At 74.2% G+C, this 12,910-nt stretch carries 8 protein-coding genes; 6 read left to right on the forward strand and 2 right to left on the reverse strand.

Features of this window, described 5'->3' with window-relative positions; all coding sequences use genetic code 11:
• The coding region (locus ABZ887_RS44030) for a hypothetical protein (RefSeq protein WP_361303646.1) at positions 1-446 on the forward strand (446 nt) is incomplete at its 5' end.
• Positions 447-646: 200 nt separating this feature from the next.
• On the opposite strand, the gene ABZ887_RS44035 is transcribed toward ABZ887_RS44030, so the two are convergent.
• Positions 647-1,267 (reverse strand): hypothetical protein, encoded by a 621-nt coding sequence (locus ABZ887_RS44035; RefSeq protein WP_361303649.1) that lies wholly within the window; start codon positions 1,265-1,267, stop codon positions 647-649.
• A gap of 286 nt (positions 1,268-1,553) precedes the next feature.
• The gene (locus ABZ887_RS44040; protein WP_361303652.1) at positions 1,554-3,719 is read right to left on the reverse strand and encodes a RecQ family ATP-dependent DNA helicase; all 2,166 of its coding nucleotides are present in this window, start codon (positions 3,717-3,719) and stop codon (positions 1,554-1,556) included.
• Positions 3,720-3,850: 131 nt separating this feature from the next.
• On the opposite strand from ABZ887_RS44040, the gene ABZ887_RS44045 reads away from it, so the two are divergent.
• The 5 genes from ABZ887_RS44045 (at position 3,851) to ABZ887_RS44065 (ending at position 12,750) form a co-directional block, all read left to right on the forward strand.
• Complete coding sequence (locus ABZ887_RS44045; RefSeq protein WP_361303655.1) at positions 3,851-5,374, forward strand: DUF4192 domain-containing protein; 1,524 nt, start codon at positions 3,851-3,853, stop codon at positions 5,372-5,374.
• Between the two features lie 613 nt (positions 5,375-5,987).
• On the forward strand, positions 5,988-7,907 hold the full coding sequence (locus tag ABZ887_RS44050) for a glycogen debranching N-terminal domain-containing protein (protein WP_361303824.1): 1,920 nt from the start codon (positions 5,988-5,990) through the stop codon (positions 7,905-7,907).
• 201 nt (positions 7,908-8,108) lie between these two features.
• The gene (locus ABZ887_RS44055; RefSeq protein ID WP_089104332.1) at positions 8,109-8,867 is read left to right on the forward strand and encodes an NUDIX hydrolase; all 759 of its coding nucleotides are present in this window, start codon (positions 8,109-8,111) and stop codon (positions 8,865-8,867) included.
• Positions 8,868-8,946: 79 nt separating this feature from the next.
• Positions 8,947-11,700, forward strand: a complete 2,754-nt coding sequence (locus ABZ887_RS44060; RefSeq protein ID WP_361303658.1) for an ATP-binding cassette domain-containing protein — start codon at positions 8,947-8,949, stop codon at positions 11,698-11,700.
• Positions 11,701-11,862: 162 nt separating this feature from the next.
• On the forward strand, positions 11,863-12,750 hold the full coding sequence (locus tag ABZ887_RS44065; protein ID WP_361303661.1) for a FadR/GntR family transcriptional regulator: 888 nt from the start codon (positions 11,863-11,865) through the stop codon (positions 12,748-12,750).
• Positions 12,751-12,910 lie beyond the last annotated feature (160 nt).

A 12,910-nucleotide genomic window follows, 5' to 3' on the forward strand; every position in this document is an offset into this window, starting at 1 on the left:
CCGCCCGCCCCCCCCGCCCCCGCGCGCCCCGCGCCCCCCCCGCCGCCCCCCCGCCCCCCCCCCCCTCCCCGCTGTCCCCCCCCAGCCTCGCCCCCCCCCCCCCCGCTGCCGAGGAAGCAGTGGACCTGCTCCTGGAATCGGGTCGTGCCCCCGGCGACGTGCTGGTGATCACCACTGGTGCGCAGCACCCGTGGGCCGACCACGAACTGTCCTTCGGCGAAGCCTCCTACTGGGCCCAGCACGACGCGGGCGACGACGTCTTCTACATGGACGCCGCCGTCGCCTCCCGTGCCGGGACCCGCTCGGTGGTGGTCGTCGCCGTCAACGGCGGCCCTGACACCGTCGCCGCCACCGCCCTGCCGCTGGCCCTCTCCCGGGCCGGCGCCCTGCTGATCGTCTGCGGCGACCCGCAGGACATCAACTCGGTGCTGGGCGCGGGCGTCTGAGCTGTCTCCGGCACCTCCGGGACTCCGGAGGTACCGAAGGAGCCGTGGCGGTGACTCGCACAGTGGTGCCTCTGGCGTGCCCGGACGACGGGTGGGTGCCACTGCCCGTCGTGGAGTGAAGCGTGACCGCCCGGCGCGCCGCAGGCCAGGTCCAGGGCGCCGTGCCCGGCCCGGGTGTCCCCCTGGTGGGAGCCGGTGGCTCAGCGGGCGGCCGCGCGGCGCAGTACCTCGGAGACGGCGCCTCCGGTACGCGGCGACAGTGGCGGGGCCTCCGACAGGGCGAAGGGTTCGGGAGGCGAGTCGGCGTTGGGGCGCCGCCCGCCGCGACCCTCGCCGAGCACCTGCCAGCCGTCGTGCGTCAGCGTGATGTAGGACCCGCAGCGCAGCCCGTGCAGAGTGCAGGCGTCCCGCAGCCCCCACATCCAGGCACCGTCCTCCTCGGTCCAACGCGCGTCCCCGTCGCGGCAGTAGAGCAGTACGGCGGTCCGCACCGGGGTGCGCCGGCGCAGGTCGTGCGGGATGACCCGGCGCAACTGGGCCAGCAGCGCGTTGCGGAACATCCAGCCGTCGGCCGGGGCCGAGCGCCGGCCGAAGGAGGCACTGGCACACAGCCGTTCCTCCGGATCGAGGACGGCGACGACCGCGGTGCCCGGACGGGGGCGATGCCGGGCATGCAGGCCGCTGACGACCTCGCGGGGGTTGCGCAGCAGCGGTATTCCGGCGTCGGCCCACTCCGCGGGCTCGAGCAGACGACTGGCGGAAGCGGCGGACGCGGACGTCGACAACGATGCCGCCGAGGACGGAGCGAATCCGAAGGTCACGTTCCTCCCTTCGGCTACGCGCCCACACTGCGGGCGAGATCGGATTCGGGGCCGCGCGCACCGCAGCAAAGCCCAACCGGATCACGGACGAGCCGTGCGGGGAGCGGACCTCAATTCTTCCTGTCGAACTTGGATGCGGCAACGAGCAAATGGGGCCACCGACTGTTATCTGGTGGTCCGTGGCTTATATCCCTACCCGATGAGGCGTCCGGCGACCCCTGGGACGTTCGAGCGCGGCACGTTCGTGCGCTGCACCCGGTGCCGTATTCGAACAGGAGCGGGCCGGTCAGGCCTGCACGGCGAGGACCAGCGGCAACACCCCGCGCGCTCCGGACCTGCGGAGCATCCGAGCCGCAACCCCCAGGGTCCAGCCGGTCTCGGTGAAGTCGTCCACCAGCAGGACCGGTCCCTGGACCTCGGCGAGAGCGGTGGCGAGGCCGGGCGGCACGGTCAGCGCACCGTCGAGGGCCTTGAGGCGCTGGGCACTGTTGCTGCGCGAGACCCGGGGCACGTCGCCCGCGTACTCCACGGAACCCAGCAGGGGCAGTCTGCCGACCTCCGAGATGCGCGCGCCCAGCGACTGGATGAGCCGGGGCCTGGAGCGCGAGGCGACGGTGACGACGCCCACGGGGCGCGGCTGTGCGTCGGCCGCGCCAGGAGCCCAGCCGCCGGGCCCCTTCGCCCAGTCGGCCAGCACCTCCACCACGGCACGGGCGACATCGTCCGGCACGGGCGCGTCCGCGGCCTGGGGAGCGAGCAGCGGTCGTAGCCGATTGCCCCAGCCGATGTCCGACAACCGTCCCAAGGCGCGCCCCGCCGACGCCTGTTCACCGGCCGGAATACGTCCCCTGAGATCGATGCCGATCGCCGGCAGCCCGGTCGGCCACATCCGGCGGGGTTCCACCTCGACGCCCGCGCGGCCCAGGTCGACCCGCGCCGCATCCAGCGCGGCCGAGGAGGCGTCGGCCGCGAAGCGGGGCCGCGCGCAGTTGTCGCAGCGGCCGCAGGGCTTTGCGCCCTCGTCGTCCAACTGGCGTTGCAGAAACTCCATCCGGCAGTCCGACGTGGCCGCATACGCGCGCATCGCCTGCTGCTCGGCCTCGCGCTGCCGCGCCACCCAGGCGTAACGCTCCGCGTCGTACGTCCACGGCTGCCCGGTCGCGACCCAGCCGCCCTTGACCCGCCTGACCGCGCCGTCCACGTCGAGAACCTTCAGCATGGACTCCAGCCGGGAGCGGCGCAGCTCCACCAGCGGCTCCAGCGCCGGCAGCGACATGGGGCCGCCGGCCCGGGAGAGGACATCCAGGGTGCGCCGCACCAGGTCCTCCGACGGGAAGGCGAGCGAGGCGAAGTAGGCCCAGATCGCCTCGTCCTCCCGGCCCGGCAGCAGCAGTACCTCGGCGTGCTCGACACCGCGGCCCGCGCGGCCCACCTGCTGGTAGTAGGCGATGGGGGAGGAGGGCGAGCCGAGATGCACCACGAACCCGAGGTCGGGTTTGTCGAAGCCCATACCGAGTGCGGAGGTGGCGATCAGCGCCTTGACCCGGTTGCCGAGCAGGTCGTCCTCGGCCTGCTGCCGGTCGGCGTTCTCCGTCTTCCCCGTGTACGACGCCACGGTGTGCCCGCGCTGCCGCAGGAACGCGGTGACCTCCTCGGCAGCGGCCACGGTGAGCGTGTAGACGATGCCGGAACCCGGCAGTTCGTCCAGGTGGTCCGCGAGCCAGGCCATCCGGTGCGCGGCGTCCGGCAGCCGCAGCACGTTCAGACTGAGGCTCTCCCGGTCCAGCGGACCGCGCAGCACCAGCGCGTCCGAGGTGCCGCCGGTGCCGAGCTGCTCGGCCACGTCGGCGGTCACGCGCGCGTTGGCCGTGGCGGTGGTCGCCAGGACCGGCACCCCCGGCGGCAGGTCGGCCAGCATCGTGCGCAGCCGCCGGTAGTCGGGCCGGAAGTCGTGGCCCCAGTCCGAGATGCAGTGGGCCTCGTCCACGACGAGCAGCCCGGTCGCCGCTGCGAGCTTGGGCAGGACCTGGTCGCGGAAGTCCGGATTGTTGAGCCGCTCCGGGGACACGAGGAGGACGTCGACCTCACCGGCCGCGATCTCCGTCTGGATCGACTCCCAGTCCTCCGTGTTGGACGAGTTGATGGTGCGGGCGTGGATGCCGGCCCGGGCCGCGGCCTCCACCTGGTTGCGCATGAGCGCGAGCAGCGGGGAGACGATCACCGTCGGGCCGCTGCCCGAGGCCCGCAGCAGGGAGGTCGCCACGAAGTACACCGCGGACTTGCCCCAGCCGGTGCGCTGGACGACCAGGGCCCGCCGCCGGTCCGCGACCAGCGCCTCGATCGCCCGCCACTGGTCCTCGCGCAGCCGGGCGGTGCCCGTGTCGTCCCCGACGAGACGGGCGAGGACGGCGTCCGCCCGGGCCCGGAGTTCCGCGTTGCTCGTGTGCTCCATACGCCCCATACAACAGGACGGGACCGACAGCCGTGCTGGCCTGTGGACACGGGAGTCGGCTTTGGCGTGTCCCTGATTTGACTTATCCACAGGCCAAACTGGAATCACGAGATCCGCGAGATCGTCTGCGTATGACGAATCACAGCGAAACCACCGGACCCTCCGAAAGCGGCGACATCACCCGAGGCGCGGTTCCTCTCGGGCGATCCGCCCACGACACCCAGGTCACCCTGCGCACCCCGGCCGAACTGGCGGACGCCCTCCCCTACCTGCTGGGATACCGCCCCGAGGACAGCATGGTGCTGGTGGCCCTCCACGACCGCGCCGGCCGCGGCCGCTTCGGTGGCCGGGCCCGGCTCGGCATCCCCTCGAACAAGGACGACTGGGAGTCGGCAGTACGCCAGCTCGTACAGGGCCTGGTGACCGGCGGCGAGCGCCGGGGAGTCAGGCCCGAGCAGATGGTCGCCTACGTCTGCCAGGAACCGGCACCCGGCGAATCGGGCCGGGACGTGATGCGCCGGCTCATGCCACTGGCCCAGCTGCTGCGCACCGAGTGCGGTCGGCTCGACGTGCCCGTGATCGAGGCACTGTGTGTCTCGGACGGCCGCTTCTGGTCCTACTGCTGCCCGACCGAGGAATGCTGCCCGCCCGACGGCGCCCCCATGGGCCTGCCCGGCACCTCCGTGCTCGCGGCCGCCGCAACCTACGCCGGGATCCAGGTGCGCGGCAGCCTGCGGGAGCTGCGGGCCAGGCTGCTCCCCTGGGAGACCGGCGCCGTGGAGCAGGAGATCGCCCTGGACGGCGCCGGAATGGCACTGGTGCCCCGCATCCTCGACGACGCCTTCCGGGCGGAAGTGGCCGAGGAGACCATCACCCTCGCCGGGAGGGTCATCGACCGGTACGCCGGTGCCACCCCCGTGTCCGGCACCCACCAGGCGGATCTCCGTGACGACGCCCTGCTCTCCCACGAAGAGGCCGCAACGCTGATTCTCGGACTACAGGACCGAACGACCCGCGACCGCGCCGCCGCATGGATGGAGGGCGACGAGGCCGGACCGGCCCTGCGCCTGTGGCGAGCCCTGGCCCGCCGCTGCGTCGGCCCGTACGGCGAACACGCCGCCGCTCCCCTCACCCTGGCGGGCTGGGTCGCATGGTCGAGCGGTGACGACCTGGAGGCACGGGAGGCCCTGGCGATGGCCCTGGGCGCGGACCCCGACTACCTCTTCGCCCGGCTGCTCCACCAGGCCTGCAACGAGGGCTTGGATCCGGAGTCGATCCGCCGCTGCCTGCGCAGGGAGCGCACGGAAGGTACGGACCGCGTACCGGCGGACGGCACGGCAACAGCCGGTGACACCGGTCCACTCCATCCCGCTGGCGCCGCCCCCGACCCCGCCGACGGGCGGGCCGCCGCGTCCGACGCCCGCCGTCGTCGCCGCCCGCGCACCGCAGACCCCGCCGACGACCGCAGGCCGCGGTCGGAGGGCACCCGGCCTCGACAGGCGGGCTCGGAGCGCACCCGCCCTGGTTCGTCCAGGCCGGGTGACACGCGCACGCGTGCGGCGAAGAAGGCGGAGCCGAGTGGGACAGGGGGTGGCGACCCAACCACGCCCGAGGGCGGGCGGCCCGGGAACGGCCCCAACGAGAGGGACGACTGAACGGGGGACGATCATGGGCGGCGGGGGGCGGGCGGCGGGCGGCGGGCGACCGGGCGGACCTGGGCCGGTGGTGTCGGCCGCTGGGCCCGGGACCTCTTCGGAGGGGAGCGGCGCCGCGATCGCCTGCCCGGCGGCGGGCATCGGACCGGCCTGTCGGACCTGGGTGTCAACAGCCACAGCCACAGCCGCGGGCGCAGCCACAGCCACGGGCGCAGGCGCAGGCCGACGGGGCCGAACGACGTAGCACAGCCCCGGCATTCGATCGGCTTCGGCCGGCGGGGGCGTGACCAGGAGGAGTCCCTTTCCGTTCACCTGAGTGGCGGAACGCCTGGACGGGCCGTGCCGCCGACCGTCCCCCGTCCCCCCGGAGCCCTCCGTCCGGCGCCCGGCACAGCACAGGCGCACAGCGCGCAGAAGAGGCCTCCCCATGCATCAGCCGACTCCGCCCTCCACCGCCGCCGACAACCGCCGACTGCGGGACGGCCCGCCCTGGCCCCCGCCGGCGGAGGGCGGCCCGGCGCAGCCACGCAGCCGCGCCCCCCGACCCACCCCCTCCCGGCCCGTTCCCCCGGGCCCGGGGCCCGCCGGCGGGCTGCCGCCCACGCACACCGCCATGATCTGCGTCGCGTTGCCCGGTCTCGCCATCTCCACGGAAGACGGTCAGTTGACCGGTCAGGGACTGGAGGGGTTTTATCGTGCGGGCCGGCGGCTGCTCGCGCGCTGCCAGGTCCGTGTCGCAGGCCGCGAGCCGCTCGCGGTGCAGGCCCGGATGACGGGGCCGGACTCCGCCCGCTTCGTCGGCACGCTCCGGGCCTCCCCGGGGGCGCGACCGGATCCGGACGTCGTCGTGGAACGGATCCGGCACGCCGACGGCACGGAGCGCATCACCTTGCGCAACTGCGCACTCCACCCGCTGCGCCTGCCGCTGGAGACGGCCCTGGGCACGGACCTGGCCGACCTGAGCGCCATCGCCTCCGGCACCCCGGGACCCGAACTTCCGGCCAGTGTCCACGACTCCGGCCTGCGCTGGACCACCCCCAGCGGCAACGCGTCGGTCACGGCGGACCCGCCGCCCTCCGATGCGCTGGCCTCGGCGGGACTGCTGCGCTGGGAGTTCGAACTGCCACCAGGCGGAACGGCGACTGTGGAGTTGCGGGTCCGCCCGGACGGCGCGGGCCCCCTGCGCGCGGTGGGACGTGCCGCGACCAGCCCGCTGGCACCGGCCCGGGCCGCGGGCGACGACCCGAGGGCCGCAGCGCTGCTCAGCAAGAGCATCGAGGACCTCCAGGCGCTGCTGCTCCGCGACCCCGCACACCCCTCCGACAGCTACCTCGCCGCCGGGGCGCCCTGGCGCTGCGGTCTGTCCCCGGCCGAGGCACTCGCCGCCGCCCGGATGACCCTGCCTCTCGGTACCCGCCTCGCCGCAGGAACACTGCGCACCCTGGCCCGCACCCAACTCCGCGGTCCGGGACCGCGGACCGGCATGATCCCCGGCCCGCGCCGAGACGCCGGAGCACACCTGCCACCGGGCTGCACGGGCACGGAGGCCACCCTGCACTTCCCCGTCCTGCTGGCGGAAGCCCGCCGCTGGGGGCTACCGGAACAGGAGACGCGGGAACTGCTGCCCGCCGCCGAGCGCTGCCTGACCTGGCTGCGCGCCACAGCGGGCGACCGGACCTACCTCTGCGACCCGCAGCCCGGCGGCCCCGTGCGCGGCGAGACCCAGGCCCACGCCCATCGTGCCGCAATGCTCGGTGCCGACCTTCTCGACTCCTGCGACCGGCCCGGCGGTGCCGGGCTGCGGCAGTGGGCCGCGGAGCTGAGGAAGGCGTTCCGGGCGGACTTCTGGGTCGACGAGCGAGGCGGTGGCCGTCCCGCGGCGGCCCTGACCCCGGACGGCCGCCCCCTGGTCCAGCTCGGCTCGACCGCCGTCCACCTTCTCGACACCGGCCTGCTCGGCGCGGGCGAACTGGCCGTCGGTCTGCTCGACAAGGTGCAGACCGAGCAACTGGCCCGGCTGCTCGGCGGGCCCGCCATGGACTCGGGGTGGGGGCTGCGCGGCCTGGGAGCCAGGGAGACGGGTCACAGCCCGTTCGGCCATCGGTCCGGCGCCGTCCGGGTCCAGGAGACGGCACTCGCCGTCGCAGGGCTGGCAGCCGCGGGCTACGACAGGGAGGCGGGCGGGCTGCTGCGCGGCCTGCTGGCGGCGGCCGAGCACTTCCGTCACCGGCTGCCGGAGATGTTCGCCGGCGAGCAGCGCTCCGAGGGCAGTGCTCCCCTTCCGCACCCCGCGGCCTGCCGTCCGGCGGCCACGGCCGCTGCCGCCGGGGTTCTGCTCCTCACCGCGCTCGCCGGCATCCGCCCCGACGCCCCGGCAGGAACCGTCACCCTCCGCCCGGTACACAGCGCGCCCCTCGGCGAACTCGGGTTGACCGGACTGAGGGTGGCCGGTGCGCCCTTCTCGGTACGGGTCAGCCGGCTCGGTCTGGCCATGGTCGAGGAGGCCGCGGACGGCCTGCAGCTGGGGATGTGAGCTTCCACCTGAAGATGAGAGCTCCTGCCGGGAGAGGAGCAGCCGGTTCGGCGTCACAGCTGCGACGAGACGAAGGGACGGCCGAACGGAGAACGCGTGCGGGAGCGAACCGGGGGCGCATGCCCGGAGCGAAGTGGATCAGCCGTCCGAGTGAGCACCGAAGGGAGTGTTTATCGTCAGGCAGACGACTATGATCACCGCATGCCCTACGACCCGTCAGCCTTTCCGCCGTTCGCCGTCACCGTGGACCTGGTCGTGCTGACAGTGCGCCGCCATGCCCTGTGCGCGTTGGCGGTACGCAGAGGCGAGTCGCCGTTCCAGGGGCGCTGGGCGCTGCCGGGCGGCTTCGTGCGGGCCGACGAGGACCTTTCGCAGGCGGCGGCGCGGGAACTCGCGGAGGAGACCGGGCTGCGGGCCCATGACCCCGACGCGCCCGCCCAGGAGGGCGGAGCCCACCTGGAGCAACTGGCGACCTACGGTGACCCCAAGCGCGACCCCCGGATGCGCGTGGTCAGTGTCGCCCACCTCGCCCTGGCCCCCGACCTCCCCGCGCCGCGCGCGGGCGGTGACGCCAGCAACGCGCGCTGGGCGCCGGTGGGGGAACTGCTCGCGCAGGGCGGCTACGGCCGGGACGGCGAGCCCGTCGCACCGCTTGCCTTCGACCACGCCCAGATTCTGTCCGACGGTGTGGAACGGGCCCGCTCCAAGATCGAATACTCGTCCCTGGCCACCGCGTTCTGCCCGCCGGAGTTCACGGTCGGCGAGCTGCGCCGGGTCTACGAGGCGGTGTGGGGCGTGGCGCTCGACCCGCGCAACTTTCATCGCAAGGTGACGGGCACCCCCGGCTTCCTGGTCCCCACCGGCGGTACGACCACCCGCCAGGGCGGCCGCCCGGCCCAGCTCTTCCGGGCCGGCGGGGCCACTCTGCTCAACCCGCCGATGCTGCGACCCGAGGTGTGACCGCCGACAGCGCGAACTCGGTCAGGATTAAACCCTTCTATACCTGGAAAAACGGTCATTCCGCGCTATCTTCCCTAAGGTGATCCAGGCCTTCGGACTGACCAGCAATCCCCGCAAGGCGCACCCGCCCGCCGTCGACGATGTGACCTTCGAAGCGGGCGAGCGTCGCGTCACCGCACTCCTGGGCGAGGCGGGCGCGGGCAAGACCACGGCGCTCAGACTGATGCTCGAACTCCAACAGGGTCGTGGGCTCACCTACTTCAGGGGCTGTCCCCTGCACCGCATCGCCCACCCCTCCCGTGAGGTCGGCGTGCTCCTCGGCGATGTCCCCGGCCATCCGTCCCGCTCCGTCCGCGGTCATCTGCGCATGCTGTGCGCTGCGACCGGGGTGCCGGCCCGGCGTGCCGACGAAGTCCTCGAAGCGGTCGGGCTCGTCAGCCTGCGCGAGGAGCGCCTGGGCACGCTGTCGCACGGCATGGACCGTCGGCTCGGGCTGGCCTGCGCCCTCCTCCCCGACCCGCACGCCCTCGTCCTTGACGAACCCACGGACGGCCTCCCCACCCGTGAGGCCCACTGGCTGCACCGCATGCTCCGGGAACACGCGGCACGGGGCGGCACGGTCCTGTTCACCACCGCCGACCCCAAGGAGGCCGCCCGCGCCGCCGACCGGGTCGTCACCCTGGAGGCCGGCAGGCTCGTCGCGGACCAGGAGGCCGGCGAGTTCGCCCGCACCCGGCTCCGCCCACGCGTCGCCGTCCGCAGCCCCCACGCCGCCCGGCTCGCCGCCGTCCTCAGCAAGGAAGCCCGCACCGACCACCGCTCGGTTGAGGTGGTCCGGGAAGACGGCAACCGACTCTCCGTGTACGGCAGTACGACCGCCGAAGTCGGCGAGACCGCCTTCCGGCACGGCATCCTGGTCCACCAACTCGCGGACGAGACAGGCGACATGGGTCCGGGCGCCGGGGCGGCACCGCCGACGGCCGAGGCGCCGGAGGCAGTCCGGCGGGAGCCGGACCCCGGGGAGCCGGGCGCGGCGGACGAGGGACGGCCGACGCGCGAGCGGCGGCGCGGCGAGGACGGAGGTGAGGGCGAGCAGATCACGGCGGCCGGTGCCCGGCCGGCGTGTCCGCAGCGAGCCGTTGAAGAGACTCCTTGTGCCGGCAGGCAGGACGCGCCGCGCGTGGACCGGCGCACGGATGCGGACGCGCCGACGGTCACCCCGCAGCCGAGGGCGGAGCTGGGCCGCTCGCAGCCCGCGACCGTCCCGGGCTCCGTACGGCAGCCGCGCGCCGCCGGCCAGGAGCAGGTCCGAAGCCGGTCGGCGGCCGACGTGGGACCCTCCGGCGCGGCCGAACAGCAGCCCTCCGGCGCCGCTGCGGAGCTCACCGACCACCCGGCCGTCACGCCACTGCCTGTGACCCCGGACGCCGAGCTCTCCGCCCGCACGCGGCACACCGACCCGTTGGCCCTTCCGGCGACCGCCAAGCCTCCGGCCGCTCCCGCACTGGCCAAGCGGTCGGCCTCCCTCGGCTCCGCCGAGCCCTCCGGCCATGCCGGGTCCACCAGGACAGTGCCCGCCGTCCCCGTCCCCGCTCAGCCGCCCGCCGCCACTTCCGCCCAGTCGCCGACCCGGGCGGTGTCCGTGGAAGCCGCGGTGCCCGTCGAAGCCCTGGCGGCCCACTCACCGTCCCACGCCGTACCTGCCGTACCTGCCGAAATCACCGAGGCCCGGCCGTCGACCCGCGCGCTCCCCGTCGAAGAACCGGCCGTGGAGCTGCCGACGCGCGCCGTGTCCGCTGCAGCCGTCAGCGATGAGCCGGCGAGCCGCGCCGTGACCGCCGACGTCCCCGTAGACCGGCCGCCCGCTCACGCCGTACCCTCCAAGGCCCCGGCCGTGCAGCGGTCCGCCGGGCACCCGCAGCCGGGGTCGCGGCCCCGCAAGGCTTCCCCGGCGGCCGGCGAGGTGTCGGCCTCGACCCCTGGCGGTACCGCGCGCCGGGACGAAGCCGCCGGCGATCCGGACCCGCTGTACCCGCTTCCGCCCCCCATCTGTGTCCGCCCCGCCCCCAGCCCCCTCCGCCCCCTGCGCTACGAACTCCGCCGGGCCGCCGGGATCGGTGCCGGCTTCCTCACCTGCGGTGCCGTGCTGCTGCTGTCCGCCCTCACCGCCGTGCTGCTGGCCCGGGTCGGGCACACCCCACAGGCCCGGCTGTTCGCGGCCTGGCCGCGGGAGCTGCCGCTGCCCCCGGCGGCGCTCGGCGCGGGACTGCTGGGGGCGCTGGCCTTCGGAGACGAGTTCCGCCACCCCGCGCTGGCGGCGGACCGCGGCACCGTGCCCCGCCGGCTGGGGCTGCTCACCGCGAAACTGCTGGTCTCCGGAGCGACCGCGGTCCTGCTCTCGTTCCTCACCCTGGGCTGCGACGCCGAAGTGCTCTACCTCGTCTACGGCCGGGAGCTCGCTCAGGTTCCCGCCGACTGGTTCCCGCTGACCGCGAGTTGGTTCGGGCTGGTCGTCGGCTGCGCCTGGGCCGGCGTACTGGCGGCGGGTGTCTTCCGGTCCACCACGGGCGGTCTCGCCGCGGTGCTCGCCGTACCCGTGCTCGTCGTGCCGGTCGTACACAAGGCTGTGCAGGGGACGGGGGTACGGATGGCCGCCGGACTCCCTGATCGGATGCGGGAGCTGTTCCTGCTGAAGTGGCCCTTCGGGGGAGAGCGCTATCTGGTCGGAGCGGCCCGGGTGCTGGCCCAACCCGTCGGTGGTGCGCTGGCGTTGTCGCTGGCCGCGCTGCTCTGCGCGTATCTGTTCAGCACCCTGCGGGCCAGGGTCCGATGACCGCGGACCGGGCGCTCCTGATCCCGCCGTGTGCACAACTCCCCGCAGAAAGCCCATTTCTTTCCGATAAGGCGTCAATTGCGACGGGGTGAGCGATCACCCTTTCGTGTGCTTTTCACCAAAGACCTCAAGGGAGTTGGAGGCAGCGCCGACAAAGGATCCGTGAGTACCCTTGCGCACACCATGATGACCGCCGCCCGCTCCGCAGACTCTGGTCTGGTCGGCCCGGGCGAACTCGACCGCTACCCGTATGCGGAGGTCCCCGCCACCGATCGTGTGGGTACGCCCTCCTGGGAGGGCGCGGATCCGGAGCTGGGCCGTGTGGGCCGGCGCGCCGCGGGCAGCCGCGGCCGCGGACTGCACGGCCAACTCGTCCAGCAGCTGGGTCAGATGATCGTCTCCGGCGACCTGGGCGCGGACCGCCCCCTGGTTCCCGAGGAGATCGGCCAGCGTTTCGAGGTCTCCCGCACCGTCGTCCGTGAATCCCTCCGGGTGCTGGAGGCCAAGGGCCTGGTCAGCGCCCGCCCGAACGTCGGCACGCGCGTGCGTCCCGTCAGCGACTGGAACCTCCTCGACCCGGACATCATCGAGTGGCGGGCCTTCGGGCCGCAGCGGGACGACCAGCGCCGCGAGCTCAGCGAGCTGCGCTGGACGATCGAGCCGCTCGCCGCCCGCCTCGCGGCCGGGCACGGGCGTGAGGACGTCCAGCAGCGCCTGTGCGACATGGTCGAGATCATGAGTCACGCCATGGCGCAGGGTGATGCGCTGACCTTCTCGCGCGCCGACGCCGAGTTCCACTCGCTGCTCATCCAGATCGCGGGCAACCGCATGCTGGAGCACCTCTCCGGCATCGTGTCGGCGGCGCTCCAGGTGTCCGGTGGCCCGGTCACCGGCTGTGAGCGGCCGAACGAGACGTCTCTGGCCCAGCACGCGCGGATCGTCGACGCGCTCGGCACCGGCGACGGCACCGCGGCCGAGTCGGCGATGCGTCAGCTGCTGACCATCCACCCCGAGGTGGAGCGCGTGGTGCCCGCACCGCGCGAGCACTGACCCGCGTCGAGAGCGGTGTGCTCGGTCACTGTCGCGTGCTCGGGGCGCCGTCGGTCCGGGAGCCTGCGTCCGCCGTCGGCCGCCGTCGGCCGCCGCCGGACCCCGCCGGATCCCTTGAGGCTCCGGCGGGGTCCGGCGGCGCGGCGGGGTCGTCGGGGTG

This window comes from Streptomyces sp. NPDC047061 (genome assembly GCF_040643955.1).
Taxonomy (GTDB): Bacteria; Actinomycetota; Actinomycetes; order Streptomycetales; family Streptomycetaceae; genus Streptomyces.